The 24893-nt window shown below is 64.2% G+C and carries 24 protein-coding genes and 1 pseudogene; 21 read left to right on the top strand and 4 right to left on the bottom strand.

Annotation, left to right across the window (positions count from 1 at the left end; translation table 11 throughout):
- Position 1 precedes the first annotated feature (1 nt).
- The 7 genes from A9K71_RS23370 (at position 2) to A9K71_RS23400 (ending at position 7153) form a co-directional block, all read left to right on the top strand.
- Complete coding sequence (locus tag A9K71_RS23370; protein WP_067001610.1) at positions 2–1333, top strand: S41 family peptidase; 1332 nt, start codon at positions 2–4, stop codon at positions 1331–1333.
- Positions 1334–1545: 212 nt separating this feature from the next.
- On the top strand, positions 1546–2745 hold the full coding sequence (locus A9K71_RS23375) for a divergent polysaccharide deacetylase family protein (protein ID WP_067001613.1): 1200 nt from the start codon (positions 1546–1548) through the stop codon (positions 2743–2745).
- A gap of 51 nt (positions 2746–2796) precedes the next feature.
- Positions 2797–3312, top strand: a complete 516-nt coding sequence (locus tag A9K71_RS23380) for an RNA pyrophosphohydrolase (RefSeq protein ID WP_067001616.1) — start codon at positions 2797–2799, stop codon at positions 3310–3312.
- Between the two features lie 251 nt (positions 3313–3563).
- The gene (gene alr / locus A9K71_RS23385; protein WP_156752757.1) at positions 3564–4655 is read left to right on the top strand and encodes an alanine racemase; all 1092 of its coding nucleotides are present in this window, start codon (positions 3564–3566) and stop codon (positions 4653–4655) included.
- A 271-nt stretch (positions 4656–4926) separates the two neighbouring features.
- A complete protein-coding gene (gene rnk / locus A9K71_RS23390) occupies positions 4927–5346 on the top strand; it encodes a nucleoside diphosphate kinase regulator (RefSeq protein WP_067001623.1) in 420 nt (139 codons plus the stop codon).
- On the top strand, positions 5343–5873 hold the full coding sequence (locus tag A9K71_RS23395; protein ID WP_067001627.1) for a hypothetical protein: 531 nt from the start codon (positions 5343–5345) through the stop codon (positions 5871–5873). Before rnk ends, A9K71_RS23395 begins: the two co-directional genes overlap by 4 nt.
- A gap of 20 nt (positions 5874–5893) precedes the next feature.
- Positions 5894–7153 carry a D-amino acid dehydrogenase gene (locus tag A9K71_RS23400; RefSeq protein ID WP_067001632.1) on the top strand — a complete coding sequence of 420 codons (1260 nt, stop codon included), beginning with the start codon at positions 5894–5896 and terminating at the stop codon, positions 7151–7153.
- Between the two features lies 1 nt (position 7154).
- On the opposite strand, the gene A9K71_RS23405 is transcribed toward A9K71_RS23400, so the two are convergent.
- Positions 7155–9245 carry a phosphatidylserine/phosphatidylglycerophosphate/cardiolipin synthase family protein gene (locus tag A9K71_RS23405; protein ID WP_082980679.1) on the bottom strand — a complete coding sequence of 697 codons (2091 nt, stop codon included), beginning with the start codon at positions 9243–9245 and terminating at the stop codon, positions 7155–7157.
- A gap of 68 nt (positions 9246–9313) precedes the next feature.
- Positions 9314–9754: a hypothetical protein gene (locus A9K71_RS23410; RefSeq protein ID WP_067002179.1), complete on the bottom strand. Its 441-nt coding sequence runs from the start codon at positions 9752–9754 to the stop codon at positions 9314–9316.
- Between the two features lie 176 nt (positions 9755–9930).
- On the opposite strand from A9K71_RS23410, the gene A9K71_RS31765 reads away from it, so the two are divergent.
- Complete coding sequence (locus tag A9K71_RS31765; protein ID WP_156752754.1) at positions 9931–10086, top strand: hypothetical protein; 156 nt, start codon at positions 9931–9933, stop codon at positions 10084–10086.
- Positions 10087–10166: 80 nt separating this feature from the next.
- On the opposite strand, the gene A9K71_RS23420 is transcribed toward A9K71_RS31765, so the two are convergent.
- On the bottom strand, positions 10167–11048 hold the full coding sequence (locus A9K71_RS23420) for a LysR family transcriptional regulator (RefSeq protein ID WP_067002181.1): 882 nt from the start codon (positions 11046–11048) through the stop codon (positions 10167–10169).
- Between the two features lie 368 nt (positions 11049–11416).
- On the opposite strand from A9K71_RS23420, the gene A9K71_RS23425 reads away from it, so the two are divergent.
- The 4 genes from A9K71_RS23425 (at position 11417) to A9K71_RS23445 (ending at position 14300) form a co-directional block, all read left to right on the top strand.
- Complete coding sequence (locus A9K71_RS23425) at positions 11417–12913, top strand: CoA-acylating methylmalonate-semialdehyde dehydrogenase (protein WP_067001642.1); 1497 nt, start codon at positions 11417–11419, stop codon at positions 12911–12913.
- A 16-nt stretch (positions 12914–12929) separates the two neighbouring features.
- Positions 12930–13115, top strand: coding sequence for a hypothetical protein (locus tag A9K71_RS23430; RefSeq protein ID WP_067001645.1), 186 nt, complete (start codon positions 12930–12932; stop codon positions 13113–13115).
- A gap of 327 nt (positions 13116–13442) precedes the next feature.
- A complete protein-coding gene (locus A9K71_RS23435) occupies positions 13443–13742 on the top strand; it encodes a hypothetical protein (RefSeq protein WP_067001648.1) in 300 nt (99 codons plus the stop codon).
- Positions 13743–13982: 240 nt separating this feature from the next.
- Complete coding sequence (locus A9K71_RS23445) at positions 13983–14300, top strand: hypothetical protein (RefSeq protein WP_067001654.1); 318 nt, start codon at positions 13983–13985, stop codon at positions 14298–14300.
- Positions 14301–14342: 42 nt separating this feature from the next.
- On the opposite strand, the gene A9K71_RS23450 is transcribed toward A9K71_RS23445, so the two are convergent.
- On the bottom strand, positions 14343–15002 hold the full coding sequence (locus A9K71_RS23450; protein WP_067001657.1) for a GntR family transcriptional regulator: 660 nt from the start codon (positions 15000–15002) through the stop codon (positions 14343–14345).
- A 114-nt stretch (positions 15003–15116) separates the two neighbouring features.
- Between A9K71_RS23450 and A9K71_RS23455 the strand changes: the two genes are divergently transcribed.
- The 9 genes and pseudogenes from A9K71_RS23455 to A9K71_RS23495 all read left to right on the top strand — a co-directional run bounded on the left by A9K71_RS23455 (position 15117) and on the right by A9K71_RS23495 (position 24636).
- On the top strand, positions 15117–16010 hold the full coding sequence (locus A9K71_RS23455; RefSeq protein WP_067001660.1) for a dihydrodipicolinate synthase family protein: 894 nt from the start codon (positions 15117–15119) through the stop codon (positions 16008–16010).
- Positions 16011–16072: 62 nt separating this feature from the next.
- Entirely contained in the window at positions 16073–17389 is a 1317-nt protein-coding gene (locus A9K71_RS23460; protein ID WP_067001663.1) for an FAD-dependent oxidoreductase, read from the top strand.
- Between the two features lie 36 nt (positions 17390–17425).
- Entirely contained in the window at positions 17426–18427 is a 1002-nt protein-coding gene (locus A9K71_RS23465; protein ID WP_067001666.1) for a 4-hydroxyproline epimerase, read from the top strand.
- Positions 18428–18879: 452 nt separating this feature from the next.
- Positions 18880–19782: a branched-chain amino acid ABC transporter permease LivH gene (locus A9K71_RS23470; RefSeq protein ID WP_067001669.1), complete on the top strand. Its 903-nt coding sequence runs from the start codon at positions 18880–18882 to the stop codon at positions 19780–19782.
- 5 nt (positions 19783–19787) lie between these two features.
- Positions 19788–21179 carry a high-affinity branched-chain amino acid ABC transporter permease LivM gene (livM, locus tag A9K71_RS23475; protein ID WP_067001672.1) on the top strand — a complete coding sequence of 464 codons (1392 nt, stop codon included), beginning with the start codon at positions 19788–19790 and terminating at the stop codon, positions 21177–21179.
- Positions 21179–22261, top strand: a pseudogene (locus A9K71_RS23480) (ABC transporter ATP-binding protein); the annotation flags it as partial. The gene livM and the pseudogene A9K71_RS23480, both read left to right, overlap by 1 nt.
- Before the next feature lie 23 nt (positions 22262–22284).
- Positions 22285–23013 carry an ABC transporter ATP-binding protein gene (locus A9K71_RS23485; protein ID WP_067001678.1) on the top strand — a complete coding sequence of 243 codons (729 nt, stop codon included), beginning with the start codon at positions 22285–22287 and terminating at the stop codon, positions 23011–23013.
- Positions 23014–23030: 17 nt separating this feature from the next.
- Positions 23031–23378 carry a DUF6867 family protein gene (locus tag A9K71_RS23490; RefSeq protein WP_067001681.1) on the top strand — a complete coding sequence of 116 codons (348 nt, stop codon included), beginning with the start codon at positions 23031–23033 and terminating at the stop codon, positions 23376–23378.
- A gap of 139 nt (positions 23379–23517) precedes the next feature.
- Entirely contained in the window at positions 23518–24636 is a 1119-nt protein-coding gene (locus A9K71_RS23495) for a branched-chain amino acid ABC transporter substrate-binding protein (RefSeq protein WP_067001684.1), read from the top strand.
- The last annotated feature ends 257 nt before the right edge of the window (positions 24637–24893 follow it).

Raw genomic sequence — 24893 nt, forward strand, 5'->3', positions numbered from 1 at the left:
AATGATGCGGAAATTGTCGCTTCTGTTTGCCGGCGCGCTGATGGGCGCATCGGCAATGAGCCTGGTCTACGGCGCACCTGGCTCGGCGGCGAATGCTGCGGGTTCCGAGACCTACAAGCAGCTGGCGATCTTCGGCGACATCTTCGAGCGCGTGCGCGCGCAATATGTGACGCCCCCGGACGACAAGTCGCTGGTCGAGAACGCCATCAACGGCATGCTGGCTTCGCTCGACCCGCACTCGTCCTACATGAATGCCGAGCAGGCGCAGGATATGCGTGTGCAGACCAAGGGCGAGTTCGGCGGCCTCGGCATCGAGGTCACGATGGAGAACGACCTGGTCAAGGTGATCACGCCGATCGACGACACGCCGGCCGCAAAGGCGGGCGTGCTTGCCGGCGACTATATCGCCAAGATCGACGGCGAGGAGGTGCGCGGCCTCACCCTCAATGACGCGGTCGAGAAGATGCGCGGCCCGGTCAACACGCCGATCAAGCTCACCATCCTGCGCCAGGGCGCCGACAAGCCGATCGAGTTGACGGTCGTGCGCGACATCATCAAGGTCAAGGCGGTGAAATACCGGGTTGAGAACGACATCGGCTACATGAAGATCACCTCCTTCACCGAGAAGACCTATGACGATCTCGAGAACGCCATCGAGAACATCAAGAAGCAGGTGCCCAACGACAAGCTGAAGGGCTATGTACTCGACCTGCGCCTCAATCCGGGCGGCCTGCTCGACCAGGCGGTGAGCGTGTCGGACGCCTTCCTGAAGCGCGGCGAGATCGTCTCGACCCGCGGCCGCGATCCGAAGGACGTTACCCGCTTCGACGCCAAGCCGAAGCAGAACGACGACATCGGCGGCAAGCCGCTGATCGTGCTGGTCAATGGCGGCTCGGCAAGCGCGTCCGAGATCGTCGCCGGCGCGCTGCAGGATCTGCGCCGCGCCACCGTCGTCGGCACGCAGTCCTTCGGCAAGGGTTCGGTGCAGACCATCATCCCGCTCGGCGAGAATGGCGCGCTCAGGCTCACCACCGCGCTCTATTACACGCCGTCGGGCAAGTCGATCCAGGGCAAGGGCATCACGCCCGACATCAAGGTCGAGCAGCCGCTGCCGCCGGACCTGCAGGGCAGGGATCTGACCCGCGGCGAATCGGACCTCAAGGGCCACATCAAGGGGGCCGACGAGAGCTCGACCGGCTCGGGCTCGGCCGCCTATGTGCCGCCGGAGCCGAAGGACGACCTGCAGCTGATCTATGCCGAACAGCTGCTGCGCGGCCAAAAGACCGATCCGGCCTTCCCGCCGAACCCGGACAAGGCTGTGCTGAACCAGTAAAGACGGGGAGGGCCGGGGCAGATCGCTCTGGCCGGCCGACCGAAGCGATGCAATGCTGCCGGGACCGCGAGGTTCCGGCAGTTTGATTCGCGGACAGGGTGGTTCGGCAACGGGCGCTGCGTCGCCTAAGGTTTTGAATTTGCGCGTGAGCGCTGACGATTCGATCAGCTGCGCTGATCCGATCAGCCGCGTCACGGGCCTGGGGATGCGGCTTGGCTGACATCGGCAAGGACATCGAACGCCCGCTCGGACAGACGCTCCGGCCAGAGCGCCCTGCCTCGCGCACCTTCGGCGCCGGCACGCTTGGCGCGGCGGTCGCCGTCCTCACTGTAGTGGGCATTTCCGGTGCGATCGCGTTGCGTGAAAAACCCTTCCGCAAACCGCAAGAGACGGCCGTTTCGACGCCGAAGGTAATCGTGGCGCCGGCTCCCGCGCCGGCACCGGCGCCGACGCCGGCACCGGCCGAGGTGGCGGCGGCGAAGCCCAATGCGAGCACGCCGATGAAGAGCGATGGCCCGCAAATCATCCATGTCGAGTCTGAAGAGGGCGATGGTCCGCCGAAGGCCGGTATCGTCATCCGCGATCCTTCCACACTCAGCCAGAATCTCAAGGTCGCGCATATTCCCGACAGGACGCTGATCGAGGCGAGCGACAGCGGCCCGCTGCCGGTGCGCTCCGCCGATGGCCGGCGACCGTTCGACGTCTATGCGCGGCCCTGGTCCGGAGCGCGCGGCGCGCGCGTGGCTATCGTCATCGGCGGGCTCGCCGTCTCCCAGACCGGCACGCAGGCCGCGATCGCCAAATTGCCCGCCGAGGTGACGCTGGCTTTCGCGCCGCAGGGCAACAGCATCGACCGCTGGATGAAGGCGGCGCGCCAGAGCGGACATGAGATCGTCATGCAGATACCGCTCGAGCCGTTCGATTATCCGGGCGTCAATCCGGGACGCAACACGCTGACGGTCGATGCGAGTCCGGACGAGAACCTGAAGAGCCTGCACTGGGCGCTGTCGAGGACTACCAACTATACCGGCGTCATGAACTATATGGGCGCGCGTTTCTCGGCTGATGCAAACGCGATGGGACCGTTCATGGCCGAGCTCGGCAAGCGCGGCCTTGCCTATGTCGACGACGGCTCCTCCGCGCGAAGCCTGGCGCCCGACCTCGCGCTGAAGGATGGCGTTCCTTTCGTCGCCGGCGACATGGCGATCGATGCTGTGCAGGACCGCGGCGAAATCCTCAAGAAGCTGGACAGCCTCGAGGCGACGGCACGCGCCAAGGGCAGCGCCGTCGGCATCGGCTCGGCCTTCGATATCACCGTGGACACGGTTGCGTCCTGGGTGGCAGAAGCGAAGAAGCGCGGCATCGAGATCGTGCCGATTTCGGCGGTGGCGATCGATCCGCAAAAAGGCTAACGCCGACCCTTTCGCCTGAATGCATCTGCAAAACGGCTGGAAATCTCAACGATGGCCAAAAAGATCGATCCTGAAACGCTGCCCTATCGCCCCTGCGTCGGGCTGATGATCCTCAACCCGGCCGGGCTGGTCTGGGTCGGTCATCGCATCGCCGAGCCGGACAGCGAATTCTCCGGCACCACGAAACTCTGGCAGATGCCGCAGGGCGGCATCGACGAGGGCGAGGAGCCGCTCCCGGCGGCGGAGCGGGAGCTTTACGAGGAGACCGGTATGCGCAGCGTGTCGCTGCTTGCCGAAGCGCCGCACTGGATCAATTACGACCTGCCGCCGCATCTGGTCGGCGTCGCCTTCAAGGGCCGCTATCGCGGCCAAACGCAGAAATGGTTCGCCTACCGCTTCGAGGGCGACGAGAGCGAGATTGAGATCAATCCGCCGCCCGGCGGCCACAAGGCCGAGTTCGATCAATGGGCGTGGCGGCCGATGCGGGAGCTGCCCGACCTGATCGTGCCGTTCAAGCGCAAGGTCTACGAGCAGGTGGTGGCCGCGTTCCAGGATCTTGCTCGCTAGGCGTTGGCAGGCGTGCTTCCAACTAAGTTCGGTTAGCGAAGAGGTTGGCACCGTAGTCGAGATCATGCTTTGTTGATGCAGATGCGCCGCAGGCAAAGAGGCAAACATGAACGACGCGCGACAAGCGCACTTTGGCGGCGTCGAGAAGCACGCAGCTCCGCAACAAGTGTGACCCGTTTTTGTCCGACGCAATTGCCCCGATGACCGGCACCAAAACGTCTTTGCCGCAAACGACCGCCACCGGCGGCTTTATGTCCGGCGAAACTGCAGCCGGCGCGATCCTGACCATCGATCTTGGCGCCATCCGCGAGAACTACCGGCGGCTGAAGGCGCGGCTGGCGGGCGTGCGCTGCGCCGGCGTGCTCAAGGCCGACGGCTATGGCCTCGGCGCGGCGCGCGTGGCATCGGCGCTGATGAAGGAAGGCTGCGAGATCTTCTTCGTCGCGCTGCTCGGCGAGGGCATCGCGCTGCGCAAGGCGCTTGGACCCGGACATGAGATCTTTGTGCTCAACGGCCTGCCGCCGGGCTCCGAGCCGGAAGCGATCGCGACTGGGCTTCATCCTGTCATCAACAGCACCGCTCAGTTGAGAGCGTGGCGTGAAGCGGCGCTTGCCGCCGGCCGAAAGCTGCCGGCCGCTGTTCAGGTCGACAGCGGCATGTCACGGCTCGGCATGCCGCCGGCTGACGTCGAGGCGCTCGCGGCGGATGCTTTCGGCGGCATCGACATCCGCCTGGTGATGAGCCATCTCGCCTGCGCCGACGAGCCGCTCAATCCTGCCAACGAAGCGCAGCGGCTCGCGTTTGAGCGGCTGCGCGGGATGCTGCCCAAGGCGCCGGCCTCGCTTGCCAATTCGTCCGGCATCTTTCTCGGATCGGCCTACCACCACGACCTCGCGCGGCCGGGCGCGGCGCTCTACGGCATCAATCCGACGCCGGGCGAGGCGAACCCGATGCTGCCGGTGGTGCGGCTGCAGGCGAAGGTGGCTCAGACGCGCAACGTCGATGACGGCGCCGGCATCGGCTACGGCCATACCCATCAGGCGCGCGGACCGCTCAGGCTGGCGACAATCTCGCTCGGCTATGCTGATGGCTGGCACCGGCGCGCCGCCTCGGCCGCCTGGCTCGAGGGCGTGCGGCTGCCTTTCGTCGGGCGGGTATCGATGGATTCCATTGTCCTCGACATTTCAGCGCTTCCGGTCGATCAACTGGGCGAGGGCGACCTCGTCGAGCTCATCGGGCCGTCGCAAAGCCTCGACGACGCGGCCGCGCATGCCGGAACCATCGGCTACGAGGTGCTGGCCAGCCTGGGTGCGCGCTTTCACCGCCGCTACATCGGCGGGTGAAAGGGGCGGCTTGCTTGACAAGCCGGTGTATCTCGGCAAGGGTCGAGGCATGAGCAACCTCGCCCATAGCAGAACCTTTTTCAGGGTTTGCCCCATCGCGGGAGCGTAGCCCCGGCGCGGTCGTGTTGGCGACCGCCGAGCCGGGGCATTTGAATTCCTGACATCGTCATCGAGCCAGCCAGCCTTTCGCGGCTGTCGGCTCTTCGTCGCCGCCTTTGAGCGGGCTGCAGCGCGCGTCGGTTCGTCGACGTGCAAATCCAGGAGGTTTGCCATGAATGCCACAACCCAATCGCGTTCACGAAACACGATCGTCGTCAGCGACGCGGACCACGACCGGCTCAGCGGCCTTGCCAGAGCCTTTCTCGAGCGGACGCCCGAGATGGCCGAGGACCTGCTCGCCGAGATGGACCGCGCGCGGATCGCCGCCGAAGCGGCGATGCCAGCGGATGTCGTGCGGATGGGCACGACGGTGACGCTTCACGACGGGGAAGGAAGCGTTCAGCGCGTCACGCTGGTCTATCCCGCCGAGGCCGACATCGCCGAAAAACGCATCTCGGTGCTGACGCCGCTCGGAACCGCGCTGATCGGCGCGCGTGCCGGCCGCACAGTCTCCTGGCGAAGCCGCGACGGCCGGGTGCTTTCGGCGACCATCCACGCGGTCGAGCAATCCGTGTCGCGGAGAGCGCCATGACCAGGATCATCTATCGCCTCACGCCGAAGGATCTCGCGGTTCTCGAAGCGATGCTGATGCGCCGGCGCGCCTCTGCCGACGCGATCGTGCCGATGCTCGAACGCAAGCTCGCCGAGAGCAACATCATCCCGGTCGGCATGGTCGAGCCCGACATCGCCACACTGAACAGCCGGGTAGTCTTCCGGATCAACGACGGAACCCCGGAGACGAGGACGTTGATGCTGGGCGACGCCTCCGCTCCTGTCGGATTCGGCCTGCCGCTCGGCACCTGGCGCGGCCTCTGCCTGCTCGGCATGAGGGCGGGCCAGTCGGTAGTGGCCGAGCGCCCCGACGGCAGCCGCGAGCGCATCCTTCTCGAGGATGTGGCCTACCAGCCGGAGGCCAAGCACCAGGCGGCTCGGACTGCCGCACAGCGACCCCTTGGCCCGAGGCTGGTGTACAGCGCCGCAGGCGATCGTTGGCCCCTTGGCGGGGGCGGCAAAATCCGGCAGACAGAAGGCGACGATCCCGGCCCTTCGGCGGCATGATCGGTTTGAGGGAGCATAGAATGAAAGTCCTGGTGCTGGGCGGCGGCGTGATCGGGATCACCACCGCCTACTTCCTTGTCGAGGCCGGCCATGAAGTTACGGTGATCGACCGGCAGCAGGGACCGGCGCTGGAGACCAGCTTCGCCAATGCCGGCGAAGTGTCGCCGGGCTATGCCTCGCCATGGGCCGGGCCCGGCATCCCCGTGAAAGCCGTCAAATGGCTGTTGATGAAATACGGACCGCTGGTGGTGCGGCCAGCCTTCGATCCGCATATGTGGACATGGCTCTTGAAGATGCTGCGCAACTGCACGGCCGAGCGCTATGCGCTGAACAAGTCGCGCATGGTGCCCTTGGCCGAGTACAGCCGCGACACGCTGAAGGCGCTTCGCGCTACGATCGGCATCAGCTATGACGAGCGAGCCAAGGGCACGCTGCAGCTCTTCCGCAGGCAGAAGCAGCTCGACGGTACCGGCGGCGATGTCGAGGTGCTGAAAAAATACGGCGTTCCCTACGAGCTCCTCGACCGGAACGGCTGCATCGCGGCCGAGCCGGCGCTGGCCGGTGTACGGGAAAAATTCGTCGGCGGGCTGAGGCTGCCCGGCGACGAGACCGGCGACTGCAAGATGTTCACCGACAAGCTGGCCGAGCTTTGCGTGGCGCGCGGCGTCGCCTTCGAATACGGCACGAGCATCCGGCGCGTCGTCAGGAACCGGAACCGCGTCGTCCAGGTCGGCACCGACAAGGGCTGGCGAACGGCGGACGCCTATGTGATGGCGCTTGGCAGCTATTCGGCTCCCTTCATGCGCAAGATGAAACGGCCGATCCCCGTCTATCCGGTCAAGGGCTATTCCATCACGGTGCCGATCACGGACGCGGCGGCGGCGCCGGTATCGACCATCATGGACGAGACTTACAAGGTGGCGATCACCAGGCTCGGCGACCGCATCCGCGTCGGCGGCACCGCGGAGATTTCGGGCTTCGACCTTCGCCTGCATGAATCGCGCCGCCGCACGCTTGAGCACTCCGTCGGCGACTTGTTTCCGGGCGGCGGCGATCTCAAGGCGGCGAGTTTCTGGTGCGGCTTGCGGCCGATGACGCCGGACGGGCCGCCGCTGGTCGGGCGCAGCGAATTGTCCAACCTCTATCTCAACACCGGCCACGGCACGCTGGGCTGGACCATGGCCTGCGGCTCGGCGAAAGTGCTTGCCGATATCATTTCCAACCGGGTGCCGGAGATCAACGCGCTCGACCTCAGCCCGGACCGCTACATCAAGGCTTGATTTAAAAGGCCTGTTTCACCCACCCATTGCTGAACAGCAGCCGGTAAGCCCAGCCGATCGTGACATTGGTGGCGACCGGCTGCGAATGGGCGAGATAGTCGTCATAGACCGACTTCATGCGGCGGTAGAAGGCCGGATCGAGCACCATCATGCCGTTTTCCGAGTCGTGGACGAAGCTGCGATTGTTGAGGTTGACCGAGGAGATTGTCACCAGGCGCTGATCGATCATCATGATCTTGGAATGCAGCACCACGTCGGGCGCCTTGAATTCGCGGATGCTGATGCGGTCGCCATATTTCTCCACGAACAGCTTGTTGAGCGCGGTGAGGAAGCGGCCGCCTATGTCGCCCTTGAGATCGATGCGCCCAACGACGTCGATCTTGACGCCGCGGGCCAGCGCCCGATCGAACGCTCTCGCGAGACTGGGCGTCAGGTTGAGATAAGGGTTGACGATCTCGATGCGGTGCTCGGCGGTGTCGATCAGTTCGACGAAGTAGTTTTCCAGTGCATGCCCGTCCGCGTAAGGCACGGAAATGAAGTGCCGCACCACGCCTTGCGGATGGCCACCGGAACGGACCGGAATGGAAAACGGCCGTGACAGGTTGGTGTCGGCATCGCGCAGCCAGACGGTCGAGAAATGCGCGGCCAGCGTTTCGACCGTCGCCGGGTCGGCGATCTCGATGTCGAAGTCGCTCCAGTTGGAATAGTAGTTGAGCGAGAAGCCGTCGGTCTTGCCGTATTGCTGCAGCTGAGGGTAGCGCGACAGGTCGATCGGCCTGTGAAACAGGAACCCGTCATGGATGTTGCGGCCGCCGATGATGACGCGCGAGCGGCCGGGTTCCTCGGCCAGGGTCGCCAGCATCTTGATGTGATGGGTCTTGTGCAGCTGTGAGAGCTGCTCGTCGATCGGCGCGCCGTGATCGGCCTGCCAGCGATATTCCTGCAATTGGACATTGGGAAACTCCGCCGCCAGCCGATGCAGCAGGGCGTCGTCCTTGTCGCGCTCCAGCACGTCGGTGACCAGGATGCGTACCTTGGTGCCGAGCGCCGCGTGATGGCGGATCAGCCGCTCCATGATGCGGCCGGAGAAGTCGGCCTTGAACTCCAGCGACGACAGGTAGATCAGCTTCAGTCTCGGCGCGTTGGAGAAATCGAGCGGCAGTTCGGGATCGGCCTTGTCGAAGGCGCTGTCGGGCAGTTTCTTGCCGAGCAGCGCCTCGACCTTGGCGTTGAAGCCGTCGCGCGATTTGCGCAGCAGGGTCGGCGACCCGAGCGGCAGCGCGCAGGTCTGCGACAGCCAGCGACCGACATAAAAGGCGCGGTCGAGCGCTTCGAGCCCGGCAGGATCTGGCACCGGACAACGATCATAGCGGCTGTCGAGTGCCGTGATCCATGGGTCGGCGGCCTCCTCGCGCAGGATGGTCAGCTTCGCGCCGGACGGCGCGAGGCTGGAGCTGACGGTGAGGTCGCAGCGGGTGAGCGCTTCGCTCGGAAACAGGCTGGCAGATGTCTCGGCCGCCGGCAGGCTGAGATGGAACGCGGCACCTTTGGCAATTGTGCGCGACCGGCCCGAGACGCGCAGCGCCAGCGGTCCGTCGCAGCTGCCGCCGATCACGACAGGCTGTCGGCCGGCCTGGCGGAGCACGATCTCGACCGAGCGCGCCTGCAGACCGGAGAAGCTGAAGGTCTTGGGTGCGGACGGCCTGGCGGCGGCGTCGAGATAAAGCGTCTGGCGCGACATGCGCCAGCGACCGGTGAAATAGCCTTCGCCCGGTTTGCCTGGTGCGAGCGGCTGCTCAGTGCCGTCGAGCGGCTTCGCCAACCGTTGCAGCGCCGGATAAGTTGCCTGGAAACGATCACTGTGGACGTCGCGCCAGTCACGGCCGAAGCGGCCGGTGCCGTTGGTGCGGTCGAGCGCATCGATTCGGCTTTGGGCCAGCAACGCCTCGAATCGCTTTTCATAGGCGGCATTGCCATTGTCCGCGAAGTAGCGGGCGCTGGCGATCTCGGCGCCGCTTCGATCCGCCGAGATGGGCGGACGCGCGCAGGCTTCGTCTCCCGGAAAGAAGGCGCAGGCGGAACGGCCCGGCATGCCGGCGCATCCGGCGAGCGCGGTCAGCGCCAGGCCAAGCAGCAGCCTTGTCACGACGGCTCCCGGTCTCACCCGGTCGCCCCGTTCATGACCTTGAGCTGGGCGGGGTCGCGCGGCGGCATGAAGCCCTGCGGAAAGACCTTGCAGACCGGAAGCGCGAAGGTGGCTATCAAGAGCTCGGCCTCGCCGCGCATCTTCCTTGGCGCCGTCTTGTCGCCGCGGATCGTCCTTGCCGAAGCGATCAGCGCGCCGTCGCAATCGCAATGATTGTGGCGGGCGATATAGCAGGCATCGTGGATCCGGCAGGCGGCATCGAGCCGGTCGACCGGGGTGGCCGAGAGATCGCCGGTACGCGTTCCGGGACCGCAATAATTGCCGAAGACGAAAGGCGAGGGGCGGGCCATCGCATAGCGGATCGGCTTCGGCAGTTCAGCTTCGGGAACCCTGGCCCACGGATTGGCGCAGCCGGAGAGGCAAAGCAGCGGCAGGATGGCAAGAATGGCTCGCATGTCTGCGCCGGCTTCCAAGATTCCCCTCGCCTGCCATGGCATGGCGAAGCACTGGTGCCACACTGGCCGATTTTGTGGCAAGCGCAAGGCGGGTCGGCTCCGCCTGCGCTTCGGGCAGTTCCAGCAACGACCGGCTGGCGCGATTCCCGGACGGCTATCCCGTGCGGATGGCTGACATGGATTTCCACCTCGGCGACGGCGAAGTCGGCTTCTACGGCCACGCCAGGATCGCGATTTCGATACGCGAGGGCCACTATGGTTTCGTCACCTGCGGGCTGATGGGCAACAGCGCCGACGAAGCCGGCCGGGATGTGGGCGGCGTTCGCGGCTGAGGCCGACGAGGTTGTGAATTCTTTCGTCCTCGATGCGCCTCAATGGCGGTTCCAAAGCGGATCGGCCTTTTTGGACGGCATCACACGAACAACCCTTTTTCCCGCTCCACCGCCCTGGTGATGAAATTGGCGACGAGCTGGACCCGGCGCAGCGGCCTCACCGATTCGTGATAGACCAACCAGTAGGCGCGGCGGATGGGCGCGACGATGTCTACCGGCACCAGCTCCGGCATCGAGCGGGCGACGAAGGTATGCAGGATGCCGATGCCGGCGCCCGAGCGCACCGCCTCCGCCTGACCAAGTGCTGACGAGATGGCGAAGCTGGTGCGCCAGTCCGGGCTGAACTCCGCGGCATAGTCGAGCGAAGGGCTGACGATGAGGTCGGGCACATAGCCGATCAGCGTGTGCCGATCGAGCTCGGCTGCTGTCTTCGGCAGGCCGTTGGCTTCCGCATAGGTGCGGGAGGCGAACAGGCCGAGCGTATAGTCGACCAGCTTTCCCGCCACCAACCGGCCCTCGGTCGGCCGCTCCACGGTAATCGCGATGTCGGCCTCGCGCCGCGACAGGGAGAAGGAGCGCGGCACCGGCACCAGCTGGATGGTGAGCTCGCGGTGGAGCGCCGTCAGCTCGCCCAAACGCTTGGCGAGGAAGGCGACACCGAAACCGTCGGGAGCGCCGATGCGCACCGTTCCGGAGACGTCGTCGCCCTCGCCGGCGATGGTCGAGCGCGCGGCGATCATGTCGCTCTCCATGCGCTCGGCGATGTCGAGGAAGCGCTCGCCGGCCGGCGTCAGCTCGCTGCCGGTGGTCAGGCGACGGAAGAGTTTCGTCCGCAGCGCTTCCTCGAGCGCCGCGAGCCGTCGCGAGACGGTGGCGTGGTTGAGCTCCAGACGTTTTGCCGCGCCGAGGATCTGGCCGGCGCGAGCCACGGCGAGGAAGATGCGGACATCATCCCAGTTCATGGGGATGACCTTGGTGACAGCGATCAAAGCCGCGTTCCTTCGCGCCCCCCTCTGTCCTGCCGGACATCTCCCCCACAAGGGGGGAGATCAGCGGTTCCGTCGCCGGCTCTTTTGTTGCGACGTTGGCTATTGGCGAAAGCAAAAATGAGAGCTTAACCTCCTCCCTTGCGGGGGCGATGGCCGGTCGGCCAGAGGGGGGTGTGAAGGAACGCAAGCTGCGGCCTTTTCAGCAATCTGCTATTTGCGGCATTTAATGCACAGCTTCCGGACGCTGTCTATTTCGCGCACAACGGTTGCGTTCTAGCTCGCGTTGCCATTGCCGCCGCAAAGGCGGACAATGCCTCATCACCAAAACAGGGAGAGAACCCATGATCGAGTACGGTCATTTCATTGGCGGCAAGCGTGTCGCCGGCACCAGCGGCCGCAAGCAGGACGTCATGCAGCCGATGGACGGCTCGGTGCGCGCAACGGTGGCGCTGGCCTCAGCGCAGGAACTGCGCGCCGCGGTCGAGAACGCCAAGGCCGCGCAGATCAAGTGGGGCGCCACCAACCCGCAGCGCCGCGTGCGCGTGCTGATGAAGTTTCTCGAACTGGTCCAGCGCGACTATGACGAGCTGGCCGACATCCTGGCGCGCGAGCATGGCAAGACCATCGCCGACGCGCGCGGCGACATCCAGCGTGGCCTCGAAGTGGTCGAGGTCTGCATCGGCGCGCCGCATATGATGAAGGGCGAGTTCACCGACGGCGCCGGTCCGGGCATCGACACCTATTCGATGCGCCAGCCGCTCGGCGTCGTCGCCGGCATCACGCCGTTCAACTTCCCGGCGATGATCCCGCTGTGGAAGATCGCGCCGGCGATCGCCTGCGGCAACGCCTTCATCCTGAAGCCTTCGGAGCGCGACCCTGGCGTGCCGATCCGCATCGCCGAGCTGTTCATCGAGGCCGGCCTGCCGGAAGGCGTGCTGAACGTGGTCAACGGCGACAAGGAAGTGGTCGACGCCATCCTCGACGATCCGGACATCAAAGCCGTCGGCTTCGTCGGGTCAACGCCGATTGCGCAGTACATCTATGCGCGCGGCTGCGCGGCGGGAAAACGCGTGCAATGCTTCGGCGGCGCCAAGAACCACATGATCATCATGCCCGACGCCGACATGGACCAGACGGTCGACGCGCTGGTCGGCGCCGGCTACGGCTCGGCCGGCGAGCGCTGCATGGCGATCTCGGTGGCCGTGCCAGTCGGCAACGACACCGCGAACCGGCTGATGGAAAAGCTGGTGCCGCGCGTCGAAAGCCTGAAGGTCGGTCCGTCGACCGACTCCTCGGCCGATTTCGGCCCGCTGGTGACACGCCAAGCCCTGGAACGCGTCAAGGGTTATGTCGATATCGGTGTCAAGGAAGGCGCCAAGCTGGTCGTCGATGGCCGCGGCTTCAAGATGCAGGGCTACGAGGATGGCTACTACATGGGCGGCTGCCTGTTCGACAACGTGACGCCGCAGATGCGCATCTACAAGGAAGAGATCTTCGGGCCGGTGCTTTCGGTGGTGCGCGCGCCGACCTATGAGAACGCCATCAATCTCGCCAACGACCACGAGATGGGCAACGGCGTTGCCATCTTCACCCGCGACGGCGACGCCGCGCGTGACTTTGCTTCCAGGGTCCAGGTCGGCATGGTCGGCGTCAACGTGCCGATCCCGGTGCCGATCGCCTACTACACCTTCGGCGGCTGGAAGGCGTCGTCCTTCGGCGACCTCAACCAGCACGGCCCGGACGCGTTCCGCTTCTACACCAAGACCAAGACGGTCACCTCGCGCTGGCCGTCCGGCATCAAGGACGGCGCCGAGTTCGTCATCCCGACGATGAACTGACCGGACGGTTTTTTGGTTGCGCGTCCTCGCCGTGTTGCGGCTGCGGGCGCGCGGCAGGCATCAAGGACGGCGCCGAATTCGTCATCCCGACGATGAACTGACCGGACGGTTTTTCGGTCGCGCGTCCTTGCCGCGTTGCGGCTGCGGGCGCGCGGCAGGCATCAAGGACGGCGCCGAGTTCGTCATCCCGACGATGAACTGACCGGACGGTTTTTCGAGAGCCTCGTGAGAAAGCGCGGTTTGCACCCGCGCTTTCTGTTTGGGGCCTTGCAGAGGAGGCTGGTTGTCCTTCACCTCATCGATATTTGGCGTAGCTTGTCGTCTCGCCCGGTCGTCGCTTGCAACTTCAGATGCATGATTTCAGACGAGACACGTCGAGGCTGCATCCGCACCTCCTAATGATTCCATCGCCGTGTGATGGAACCAACAGGCCGCCATTCGCCTTAGGCTGTATTCCTGCCATGCGTGCAGGCCAATCAAACAGCGCCGGTGGCAGCCGGGGTTCTCGTCTGGCGCGAGGAGGTGTCGGATGACACGATTTCTTATGGCGACGATGTGCCTTGCGGCGGCAGCGCTGTCGGTCGGCCAGGCCAATGCGGCGGCACAATGCGCACCACGCGCCGACATCATCAAGGCGCTCGGCGACAAGTTCCACGAAAGCGAGGCAGGGCGCGGGCTGATCAATCCGAACGTCGTGCTCGAGATCTTTGTCTCCGACCAAGGCAGTTGGACCGTTCTTGCCTCCGATACCAAGGGGCAGAGCTGCATTCTGTCCGTTGGCGAAGGCTGGGACAGCCCGACGATCACGGCAGCCGTGCCGGGAGCCTAACACTCACTGGCGCCACGGCTCGTTCAGTGAAGCCGCGCCGGCGCCCGCATCAACGCCCGCTTGTCTACCGGGCGCAGCTTCACCATATCGAATGCAGGGAGTGATAAATCTCCCTGCGACAGACCGGAAACCAGAAGGAGTGACGTGATGGCGACGTCGAGTCCGGCCTGGAGCGTTCCGGCACACTGAGGCGGCCGAATGTGCCTCTTTTGCCGGAATGCCACGGCGAAGGAGGTGCCCATGGCACGCAGATTTTCGTTCCGAGTGGTGAAGGCGGCAGTCGCCGGCGCCGTCATGGCTTTGCCGGCAGTCCCGGTGCAGGCGCAAGTCCTCTGCGGGGGTCATGACGATCTGGTCGCGGGGCTGGCAGAGACGTTCGAAGAGAAGCGGCTGGGCTACGGCGTGGGTGGAGACGTCGCCATCTTCGAGGTGTTTGTGTCGGCGAGCGGAACCTGGACCATCCTGATGACCGACGTTAAGGGCCAGAGTTGCATCCTGGCGGCGGGCGAGGGATGGGAGGACACGCTGGCCACCGCGGTCCGGCACCCGGGCGGGTGAACTGCGTAACCGGACAGTTCAGTTAAGCCGGAACCGCTCCGGTCAGCGCGTCGCGGCCGCCTCGGCGTGGTGGCGCAGCAGCGCCATCAATTTCTTGGCGTCCTTGGCGGCGGCTTCCTCGTCGCCGTCGAGGATCGAGCGGATCAGCGCGACGTGGTGCTCGGCCGATTCGGCGAGTCCGGTATCCGCCTTGTAGCGGAACCAGAAGCGCCGGCTGTGGGTCTGCAAGGGCGCCGCCACGCGCGCCGCGAATGGATTGTCGGCGGCGATCGCCAGCGCCTCGTCAAGTTGCTTGTCGGCCTGAATGAAGGAAAGCACGTTGCCTGAGATCACTGCCTTCTGCATGGCAAGGGCTGCCTCGTGAAACAGGTCGGCCGCCTCGCGGGTGACGAAGCGGGCGGCCGAGCGGGCAAGCACTACCTCGATGCCGCGCCTGGCATCGATAACGCGCAGCCAGTCGCCGGGGTGGAGCGGAGCGACCGCGATGCCGGCGCGTGGTCTGACGTCGAGTAAGCCTTCCCAGGCCAGCCTCTGGATCGCCTCGCGCACCGGGGTACGGCCGAAGCCGAGCCGCTCGATCAGCCCGCCTTCGGTGACGAAGCTTGAAGGCGCCAGTTCAAGAGTGACGATCATGTGCTCCAGCACACGATAGGCCCTGGTCGCAACCGGCTCGAAGGCTGCGCTCGTGTCGTTGGATATCAATGCGGATATCAATGGGCAGCTCCTGATATATTTTTCATATATCATAGCGGATTCAGCATTGACAGCCCGCGTCTTAATAAATATACCGCTGATATATCAGATGGAGAGATAGCCATGTGGGCCGGAGTTTTCCCTGCAGTCACGACCAAGTTCACCACCGACGACCGCCTGGATCATGCCGAGATGGAGCGTTGCTTCTCCTTGCAGATGGAGGCCGGCTGCGACGGCATCATCGTCTGCGGTTCGCTCGGCGAAGGGCCAATGCTGTCGCATGACGAGAAGATCGAAGTCTTGAAAACGGCGCAGAAGGTCGCCGGGACAAAGCCGGTGCTTCTGACGGTCAACGAACCCGGCACCCGCGAGGCGGCAAGCATCGCACGCCGCGCAGCCAAGGAAGGCGCCAACGGCCTGATGGTGGTGCCGAGCCCGATCTACCACACCAATGCCGAAGAGACGGTCGCCGCACTTCGCGCCGTCGCGGAGGCCGGCGACCTGCCTGTCATGATCTACTCCAACCGGCTCGCCTATCGCGTCGACGTCACTGTCGACCTGATGGAGGAGCTGGCGTCCGACAAGCGCTTCGTCGCGATCAAGGAATCGTCGGACGACATCCGCCGCTCGACCGAGATCATCAATCGCCTCGGCGACCGCTACGACCTCTTCACCGGCGTCGACAACCTCGCCTTCGAGGCGCTGTCGGTCGGCGCCATCGGCTGGGTGGCGGGCCTTGTCACGGCCTTCCCGCGTGAGACCGTCGCCATCTCCCAGCTGATGAGAAAAGGCCGCCGCGAGGAAGCGCTGAAGATTTACCGCTGGTTCAGGCCACTGCTCGACCTCGATGTCTCGACCTACCTGGTCCAAAACATCAAGCTTGCCGAAGTGCTGGCGATCGGTACCAATGACCGCGTCCGCATGCCGCGCCAGCCGCTGTCGGGCGAGCGCCGGAAGGCGGTGGAAAAGATCGTCAGGGATGCGCTGGCCGCGCGGCCGGAACTGCCGGCGTTCTGATAGCTTTCTGCTCCCGTTCACGCGGAGCAGATGGCGGCAGACAGACGAGGGACAGCGCCAGCGTGCAAGGAAATGCCAAGCCGACCGAAGAGGGGCGCCGCCCTTCATCCGCCCGTCGGGCGCCTTCTCCCCGTGACCGGGGAGAAGGGAAAGATATCGCCATCATCGGCGGCGGCATCATCGGCATTTGCGCCGCCACCTTGCTCGCGGAGGCGGGACGCAGCGTCACCATTTTCGATCGGACGGGCATTTGCGAGGAGACGAGCTCCGGCAACGCTGCCGCCTTCGCCTTCTCCGACGTGCTGCCGCTGGCGCAAAAGGGGATGATCAGGCAGTTGCCGAAATGGCTTGCCGATCCGCTGGGGCCTCTTGCCATCCCGCCGGCCTATCTGCCTAAACTTCTTCCCTGGCTGTTCCGCTTCTGGCGCGCGGGCGCCGCCAGGCACTTCGAGGCGAGCCTTGCGGCGCAGGCCGGCATGATGAAACTCGCCGAAGCCGAATGGATGGGTTTGCTCGACCGCTCCGGCACGCGGCCGATGCTGCGTGAGGACGGCTCGCTCGAACTCTACGAAAGCGAGGCCGAGTTCCGCGCCTCGCTGTCCGGCTGGAGGGCGCGCGAACGTTTCGGCATAGGCTTCCGCCATGTCGAGGGTGAGGAGATGGCGGCGCTGCAGCCGGGTCTTTCGCCGCGCTTCGTCAAGGGCACCTTCGTGCCGGGGTGGAAGACAGTCGCCGATCCGAAACTGCTCGGCAAGGCGATCTGGGCCTATGCGGAGCGGCTCGGCGCACGCTTCGAGCACGCGCGCGTCGAGCGTATCGGGACCCGAACAAACGGCGTCACGCTTATGCTTGCGGACGGCACGGCCCGAAAGGCGAAGCAGCTCGTGATCGCCGCCGGCGCCTGGTCGCATCTGCTGGCCAAAGATATCGGCGACCGCATCCCGCTGGAGACCGAACGCGGTTACAACACCACGCTGCCGGTGTCGGCCTTCGACGTGAAGCGGCAGCTAATCTTTTCCGGCCACGGCTTCGTCATCACGCCGCTGGAAACCGGCTTGCGCGTCGGCGGCGCCGTCGAGCTCGGAGGCCTCGAACGAGCGCCTAATTTCGCGCGCTCGAAGGCGATGCTGGAAAAAGCCAAGCGTTTCCTGCCCGGGCTCGATCCGTCGGGTGGCCGCGAGTGGATGGGCTTCCGGCCATCGCTGCCGGATTCGCTGCCGGTCATCGGCAGGGCGCGGGCGCCGAACATCGTCTACGCTTTCGGCCACGGCCATCTCGGCCTGACCCAGGCGGCAGCGACCGGCCGCTCGATCCGAGATCTCCTTCTCGGGCAGGAGCCGCCGATCGATCTCACTCCTTTCCGCCCGCAACGGTTCTGACAATTCGCCAGAATTCTGATATTTCAGGGAGCCATCATGGCCAAGAAATCCTTCTTCTGCATCGACGGCCACACCTGCGGCAATCCGGTGAGGCTGGTTGCCGGCGGCGGCCCACTGCTAGTAGGCGCGACGATGATGGAACGGCGGGCGCATTTCCTCGCCGAATATGACTGGATCCGGACCGGGCTGATGTTCGAGCCGCGCGGTCATGACGTGATGTCCGGCTCGATCCTCTATCAGCCGACGCGCGAGGACTGCGAGATCGCGATCCTCTTCATCGAAACCTCGGGCTGCCTGCCGATGTGCGGCCACGGCACCATCGGCACCGTGACGATGGCGATCGAGCATGGGCTGGTGAAGCCGAAGACGCCGGGCGTGCTCAGGCTCGACACGCCGGCCGGCCTTGTCGTCGCCGAATACAAGCAGATCGGCGAATATGTCGAGGAGGTGCGCATCACCAACGTGCCGTCCTTCCTTTACGCCGAAGGGCTGTCGGTGGAGTGCCCGGTGCTTGGCGAGATCAGCGTCGACGTCGCTTATGGCGGCAATTTCTATGCCATCGTCGAGCCGCAGGAGAACTACCGCGACATGGCCGACCATTCGGCCGCCGACCTCATCGCCTGGAGCCCGCTTGTGCGCCAGCGCCTCAACGAGAAATACTCGTTCATTCACCCGGAAAATCCGGGCATCAACCGACTGTCGCACATGCTGTGGACCGGCAAGCCGAGAGATGCCGAGGCCGATGCCCGCAATGCCGTATTCTATGGCGACAAGGCGATCGACCGCTCGCCTTGCGGCACCGGCACCTCGGCGCGCATGGCGCAGCTCCACGCCAAGGGCAGGCTCAAGGTTGGCGACAGTTTTGTCCATGAGTCGATCATCGGCTCGCTGTTCAAGGGCAGGGTCGAAAAGGAGGTCAGCGTGGCCGGCAAACCAGCCATCATCCCCTCGATCGGCGGCTGGGCGCGCATGACCGGACTGAACACCATCTTCATCGACGACCGCGATCCGTTCGCGCACGGGTTCATCGTCACCTGATCGCTCCCGTTCGGCGCGTCAGGCCGCCTCGTCGTTCGTCGAAACCTGACTACCGAACCAATCGGCAAAGGTGATTTCGGCCGCCGTTCGCCTCGCCGTCACATGACCGTCATACCGAGCAGAATCCTGACTTGGCGGAATGCGCGGGACGGCAAAATCGAGCGCTGCCGCTGACGCAAGGATCTTCTCATCAATTTATTTTGACGGCGATTTCTTCGAAACGACGCGCATGATACGGCTTAATCGTCAAAGACATTGCGTTGTGCCAATGATAGGGTCCGCGATAGTCCAGGGGCCGGGTGCGAAAAAGCGGGCAATCGGGCAGCGTGCTTCCAAACCACGCGCGGCGATTGAAAAATCACGTTGCAATCCGGGCTTGAAACTTTACGACTAGGGGCAATACGAAAAGGAATGCGTCCTCGAAGGCGACATTCCAGGGGAGCCGCTTAAATATGCAGTATTTCGTCCAGCAGCTTATCAACGGGCTGACGCTGGGATCTATCTACGGGCTGATCGCGATCGGCTACACGATGGTCTACGGCATCATCGGCATGATCAATTTCGCCCATGGCGATATCTTCATGGTGGGCGCCTTCACGGCCCTCATCGTCTTCCTGATCCTCGGCGCGATGTTCTATTCGGTGCCGGTGGTGGTGGCGCTCCTGATCATGATGATCGTGGGCATGCTGCTCACCAGCCTCTACAACTGGACGATCGAGAAGGTGGCCTACAGGCCGCTGCGCGGATCGTTCCGGCTGGCGCCGCTGATCACCGCCATCGGCATGTCGATCGCCCTGTCCAACTTCGTGCAGGTCACGCAAGGGCCGCGCAACAAGCCGATCCCGCCGCTGGTCAGCCAGGTCTATACGATCGACGGCATCAGCGTCTCGCTGAAGCAGATCATCATCGTGCTGGTCACCGCCGTGCTGCTGGCGATCTTCTGGTATCTCGTCAACAGGACGGCATTGGGGCGGGCGCAGCGCGCCTGCGAGCAGGACCGCAAGATGGCGGCGCTGCTTGGCGTCGACGTCGACCGCACAATCTCCATCACCTTCATCATGGGCGCAGCGCTTGCCGCGGTCGCCGGGACGCTTTTCTTGATGTATTATGGCGTGGTGGTCTTCTCAGACGGCTTCGTGCCGGGCGTGAAGGCCTTCACGGCGGCGGTGCTTGGCGGCATCGGCTCGCTGCCGGGCGCAGTGCTCGGCGGGCTTTTGATCGGCTTCATCGAGAGCATGTGGTCGGCCTATTTCTCGATCGACTACAAGGACGTCGCGGCCTTCTCGATCCTGGCGATCGTGCTCATCTTCCTGCCCTCCGGCATCCTGGGCCGGCCTGAAGTCGAAAAGGTCTGATCCTCATGGCCGTTACCGTTTCTCCGGAGCGCGACGTCGTCGCTACTCCCATCCAGCGCGCGTTCCGCGAAGCGCTCTACGCCGGCGCCATCGCGCTCGGCCTGTTCGTGCTGTTCATCGGTCTCAGGACCGATCAGAACATCAACAACGAGCTGATCCTGGTGCAGCGTTGGGGCTTGCTCGCCCTGGTGGTCCTCGCCGTTGTCGTCGGGCGCTTCCTCTATGTTGCCTATGCGGTTCCGGCGCTCGAACGATCAAGGGCTGAAAGGGCCAAGGCGCCTGCGATCGCCGTGGAGCCCGGCTTCGTGCGGCGAAACTTCAACAAGATCGGCGCCACGGTGCTGATCCTCTATCCAGTGGCGATGGTGCTTCTGTTCGGCTTCCAGGGCTCGCTGAAATGGGTCGACAATTTCGGCATCCAGATCCTGATTTATGTGATGCTGGCCTGGGGCCTCAACATCGTCATCGGGCTAGCCGGCCTGCTCGACCTCGGCTATGTCGCCTTTTACGCCGTCGGCGCCTATGCCTATGCGCTGCTCGGCACGCATTTTGGCCTGTCGTTCTGGATCCTGCTGCCTGCCGCCGGCGCCATGGCCGCCTTCTGGGGCGTCATGCTCGGCTTCCCGGTGTTGCGGCTGCGCGGCGACTATCTGGCGATCGTCACGCTCGCCTTCGGCGAGATCATCCGTCTGGTGCTGATCAACTGGCGTGAGGTGACCAACGGCTCGGCCGGCATTTCCGGCATCCCGAAGGTCTCCTTCTTCGGGCTGATGTCGTTCAACGTCTCGGACCCGAACTACATCGCCAAGGTGCTGGGCATCGCCCAGTCGGGCGCCTACTACAAGATCTTCCTCTATTATCTCATTCTGGCGCTCTGCTTCCTCACCGCCTTCGTCACCATCAGGCTGCGCCGCCTGCCGGTGGGCCGCGCCTGGGAAGCGCTGCGCGAGGACGAGATCGCCTGCCGCTCGCTCGGCATCAACACCACCACCACCAAGCTGACGGCGTTCGCCACCGGCGCCATGTTCGGCGGCTTCGCCGGCTCGTTCTTCGCCGCGCGCCAGGGCTTCGTCAGCCCGGAATCCTTCGTCTTCCTTGAATCGGCGATCATCCTGGCCATCGTCGTGCTCGGCGGCATGGGCTCGTTGGGCGGTATCGCGGTGGCGGCGCTGGTGATGATCGGCGGCACCGAGATCCTGCGCGAGCTGGGCTTCCTCAAGGTGGTGTTCGGTCCGGACTTCACGCCGGAGCTCTACCGCATGCTATTGTTCGGCGTTGCGATGGTGATCGTCATGCTGTGGAAGCCGCGCGGCTTCGTCGGCAGTCGAGAACCAACAGCCTTCCTCAAGGAGCGAAAAGCGGTCTCAGGCTCCTTCACCAAGGAGGGCCACGGCTGATGAGCGCGCAAGTTTCCATGAACGACTTCATCCTGCAGGTCGAGCATCTGTCGATGAAGTTCGGCGGCCTGATCGCGATCGGCGACCTGTCGTTCCAGGCCAAGCGCGGCGAGATCACCGCGCTGATCGGGCCGAACGGTGCCGGCAAGACGACGGTGTTCAATTGCATCACCGGCTTCTACAAACCTTCGGAAGGCATGATCACGCTCAGCCGGCGCGACGGCTCGAACTATCTGCTCGAGCGCCTGCCCAATCACGAGATCCCGGCGCGCGCCAAAGTGGCGCGCACCTTCCAGAACATCCGCCTGTTCTCGGGCATGACGCTGCTGGAGAACCTCCTGGTCGCCCAGCACAACAAGCTGATGAAGGCCTCGGGCTATACCTTCCTCGGCCTGTTCGGCTTCTCCAGCTACCGGCAGGCCTCGGCTGAATCGATCGATCTCGCCAAGCACTGGCTGGAAAAGGCCAATCTCGTCGACCGCGCCGACGATCCGGCCGGCGACCTGCCCTATGGCGCGCAACGGCGGCTGGAGATCGCGCGCGCCATGTGCACCGGACCTGAGCTTTTGTGCCTCGACGAGCCGGCCGCCGGTCTCAATCCGAAGGAGTCGGCCTCGCTCAATGAACTGTTGATGGACATCAAGGACAACACCGGCACGTCGATCCTGCTCATCGAGCACGACATGTCGGTGGTCATGCAGATCTCCGATCACGTCGTGGTGCTGGAATACGGCCGCAAGATCTCCGATGGCAGCCCGCAGTCGGTCCGGACCGATCCGCGCGTGATTGCCGCTTATCTCGGCGTCGACGACGAGGAAGTGGAAGAGGTGCTGACCGAAGTCGGCGACGAGGATGTCATCGAGCAGCTCGATACCGGGCCTGATGCGGCTCACGGGCCGGGCAGTTCCGCCTCGATGATGGCGGGGCCGGTTTCCGATACTGTCGAACACGCGGACGAGGGCGAACGGGTCATGGTATCAAGAGGCGCCTCGAAAGCGGCTCAGGTCGATGCCAAGGCCAAAGCGCCAAGAAAGTCGTCCGAGCGGGCCACGGGCAAGCCGGCCGCGAAATCCTCGACAGCCAAGCCGCGCGGAGGGCGTAAGTAATGGCCGGCACAACGCTGCTCGATATCAAGGGCGTGCAGACCTATTACGGCAACATCCGCGCGCTGAACGGTGTCGACGTCACCGTCAACCAAGGTGAGATCGTGGCGCTGATCGGCGCCAACGGCGCCGGCAAGTCGACGTTGATGATGACGATCTTCGGCGCGCCGCGTGCGCGCAGCGGCTCCATCACCTTTGCCGGCAACGACATCACGCAGTTGCCGACGCACGAGATCGCGCGGATGCGCATCGCCCAGTCGCCTGAGGGACGCCGCATCTTTCCGCGCATGACGGTGATGGAAAACCTGCAGATGGGCGCCAGCCTCGACAACCTAAAACATTTTGACGAGGATGCCGAGAAGGTGTTTGCGCTGTTCCCGCGGCTGAAGGAGCGCATCGGCCAGCGCGGCGGCACGCTCTCGGGCGGCGAGCAGCAGATGCTGTCGATCGGCCGTGCGCTGATGGCCCGGCCGAAGCTGCTTCTGCTCGACGAGCCGTCGCTGGGATTGGCGCCGCTGATCGTCAAGCAGATCTTCGATGCAATCCGCGAATTGAACCGGACCCAAGGGCTGACCGTGTTCCTGGTCGAGCAGAACGCTTTCGGCGCGCTGAAGCTCGCCAATCGCGGCTACGTCATGGTCAACGGCAATGTGACGATGAGCGGCACCGGCAAGGAGCTGCTCGCCAATCCGGAAGTGCGCGCCGCCTATCTCGAAGGCGGCCACCACTGAGTTCAGGAGACTTCATCATGCAGGGCATTCTCTACGAGGAAGCCTCGATCTGGCAGTTCCTGTTCGTCACCTGCCTGCTCGGCGGATGGGCGGCGTGGATGACCGGCAAGGCGAGCGCGCAGACCTGGCGCAGCTTCTTTCAGCTGTTCCTCTATATGCTCGGACTCGGCATCGGCATAAGGTTCATCCACCACGCGCTGTTCGACGGCACGATGTTTTCGCTGCACTACTATATCGTCGACACCATCGTGCTGATGATACTGGGCTTCCTTGGGTATCAATACACGCGCACGAACCAGATGGTCACTCAGTATAATTGGCTCTACGAAAGAGCCTCCTTATTGAGCTGGAAACCAAAGGGTTGACGTTCATGATCAACGCCGTTCCGGGGAATGAATTTGGCGTGACAAGTGCCTGAAAATCGGCATTCTATGCTTTCTGCGATAAGGGTGGGCATCGCATGAAAGTATCATCCACGCCCACTCCGTAAATGGGAGCGTTTCAATGAAAAAATCACTCTTGTCCGCCGTGGCGCTGACCGCGTTCATCGCGTTCAGCGGCAGCGCGTGGGCCGACATTCTGATCGGCGTCGCCGGTCCGATCACCGGTCCGAACGCGGCCTTCGGCGCGCAGCTGCAGAAGGGCGCCGAACAGGCGGTCGCCGACATCAACGCGGCCGGCGGAGTCCTCGGCCAGCAACTTAAGCTGAGCGTGGGTGACGACGTGTCGGATCCGAAGCAGGGCATCTCGGTCGCCAACAAGTTTGTCGCCGACGGCATCAAGTTCGTCGATGGCCACTTCAATTCGGGCGTCTCAATTCCTGCGTCGGAGGTCTATGCCGAGAATGGCATCCTCGAAATCACGCCGGCCGCGACCAATCCCAAGTTCACCGAACGCGGCATGTGGAATACGTTCCGCACCTGCGGACGCGACGACCAGCAGGGCAAGGTTGCCGGCGACTATGTCGCCAAGAACTTCAAGGACGCCAAGATCGCGCTCATCCATGACAAGACCCCTTATGGCCAGGGCCTTGCCGACGAAACCAAGAAGGCGCTCAACGCCAATGGCGTCAACGAAGCCATGTATGAAGGCATCAATGTCGGCGACAAGGACTTCTCGGCGCTCATCGCCAAGATGAAGGAAGCCGGTATCTCCGTCGTCTACTATGGCGGCCTGCATACGGAGGCCGGCCTCATCATCCGCCAGCTCGCCGACCAGGGCCTCAAGGCCCAGTTCATGTCGGGCGACGGCATCGTGTCGAACGAGCTCGCCTCGATCGCCGGCGACGCCGTCCAAGGCACGCTGATGACGTTCGCGCCGGATCCGCGCAAGAACCCGAACGCCAAGGAGCTCGTGGAGAAGTTCCGCGCTGCCGGTTTCGAACCGGAGGCCTACACGCTCTACTCCTACGCCGCGATCCAGATCATCGCTGCGGCCATCACGAAGACCGGCTCCGCCGACGATGCGCAGAAAGTCGCCGAGACGATCAAGTCGGGCGGCCCCTGGAAGACCGCCATCGGCGACATTGGTTATGACTCCAAGGGCGACATCACCCGCCCGGACTATGTCATGTACACCTGGAAGAAGGGCGAAGACGGCAAGTACTCCTACTTCGAGCAATAAGCCGGCAAAGAAGAGCCGACTTTCCGAGATGCCCGGCGCTGAGCGCCGGGCATTTTTTGTTGGCCGCGCATCCAGCCTGCCTTCGTGTCCCTCGCCGAGTTCGTCGGCGTTGTCGTCCAGGCGCTCGGAGGCCGTCGCGAAGGTTTGGCGCAAACAAACGATTTAAATCGATTGAAGTGTCGCGCTATTTTGTTTGCGCTGCAGCATTTTCACGCTAATCATTGCGCCGGTTCACCTCACCTTCCGCTACTGGAGCC

Source organism: Mesorhizobium sp. WSM3873 (genome assembly GCF_001672445.1).
GTDB lineage: Bacteria > Pseudomonadota > Alphaproteobacteria > Rhizobiales > Rhizobiaceae > Mesorhizobium.

What these genes read in the sequence shown, in the direction of transcription:
- A9K71_RS23370 (WP_067001610.1), top strand. Translation starts at nt 2, where the DNA reads ATGATGCGGAAATTGTCGCTTCTGTTTGCCGGCGCGCTGATGGGCGCA.
- A9K71_RS23465 (WP_067001666.1), top strand. Translation starts at nt 17,426, where the DNA reads ATGGCCAAGAAATCCTTCTTCTGCATCGACGGCCACACCTGCGGCAAT.
- livM (WP_067001672.1), top strand. Translation starts at nt 19,788, where the DNA reads ATGGCCGTTACCGTTTCTCCGGAGCGCGACGTCGTCGCTACTCCCATC.
- A9K71_RS23425 (WP_067001642.1), top strand. Translation starts at nt 11,417, where the DNA reads ATGATCGAGTACGGTCATTTCATTGGCGGCAAGCGTGTCGCCGGCACC.
- A9K71_RS23410 (WP_067002179.1), bottom strand. Translation starts at nt 9,754, where the DNA reads ATGCGAGCCATTCTTGCCATCCTGCCGCTGCTTTGCCTCTCCGGCTGC.
- A9K71_RS23395 (WP_067001627.1), top strand. Translation starts at nt 5,343, where the DNA reads ATGACCAGGATCATCTATCGCCTCACGCCGAAGGATCTCGCGGTTCTC.
- A9K71_RS23400 (WP_067001632.1), top strand. Translation starts at nt 5,894, where the DNA reads ATGAAAGTCCTGGTGCTGGGCGGCGGCGTGATCGGGATCACCACCGCC.
- A9K71_RS23420 (WP_067002181.1), bottom strand. Translation starts at nt 11,048, where the DNA reads ATGAACTGGGATGATGTCCGCATCTTCCTCGCCGTGGCTCGCGCCGGC.
- A9K71_RS23495 (WP_067001684.1), top strand. Translation starts at nt 23,518, where the DNA reads ATGAAAAAATCACTCTTGTCCGCCGTGGCGCTGACCGCGTTCATCGCG.
- A9K71_RS23435 (WP_067001648.1), top strand. Translation starts at nt 13,443, where the DNA reads ATGACACGATTTCTTATGGCGACGATGTGCCTTGCGGCGGCAGCGCTG.
- A9K71_RS23380 (WP_067001616.1), top strand. Translation starts at nt 2,797, where the DNA reads ATGGCCAAAAAGATCGATCCTGAAACGCTGCCCTATCGCCCCTGCGTC.
- A9K71_RS31765 (WP_156752754.1), top strand. Translation starts at nt 9,931, where the DNA reads ATGGATTTCCACCTCGGCGACGGCGAAGTCGGCTTCTACGGCCACGCC.
- A9K71_RS23455 (WP_067001660.1), top strand. Translation starts at nt 15,117, where the DNA reads ATGTGGGCCGGAGTTTTCCCTGCAGTCACGACCAAGTTCACCACCGAC.
- alr (WP_156752757.1), top strand. Translation starts at nt 3,564, where the DNA reads ATGTCCGGCGAAACTGCAGCCGGCGCGATCCTGACCATCGATCTTGGC.
- A9K71_RS23445 (WP_067001654.1), top strand. Translation starts at nt 13,983, where the DNA reads ATGGCACGCAGATTTTCGTTCCGAGTGGTGAAGGCGGCAGTCGCCGGC.
- A9K71_RS23490 (WP_067001681.1), top strand. Translation starts at nt 23,031, where the DNA reads ATGCAGGGCATTCTCTACGAGGAAGCCTCGATCTGGCAGTTCCTGTTC.
- A9K71_RS23470 (WP_067001669.1), top strand. Translation starts at nt 18,880, where the DNA reads ATGCAGTATTTCGTCCAGCAGCTTATCAACGGGCTGACGCTGGGATCT.
- A9K71_RS23405 (WP_082980679.1), bottom strand. Translation starts at nt 9,245, where the DNA reads ATGCCGGGCCGTTCCGCCTGCGCCTTCTTTCCGGGAGACGAAGCCTGC.
- rnk (WP_067001623.1), top strand. Translation starts at nt 4,927, where the DNA reads ATGAATGCCACAACCCAATCGCGTTCACGAAACACGATCGTCGTCAGC.
- A9K71_RS23485 (WP_067001678.1), top strand. Translation starts at nt 22,285, where the DNA reads ATGGCCGGCACAACGCTGCTCGATATCAAGGGCGTGCAGACCTATTAC.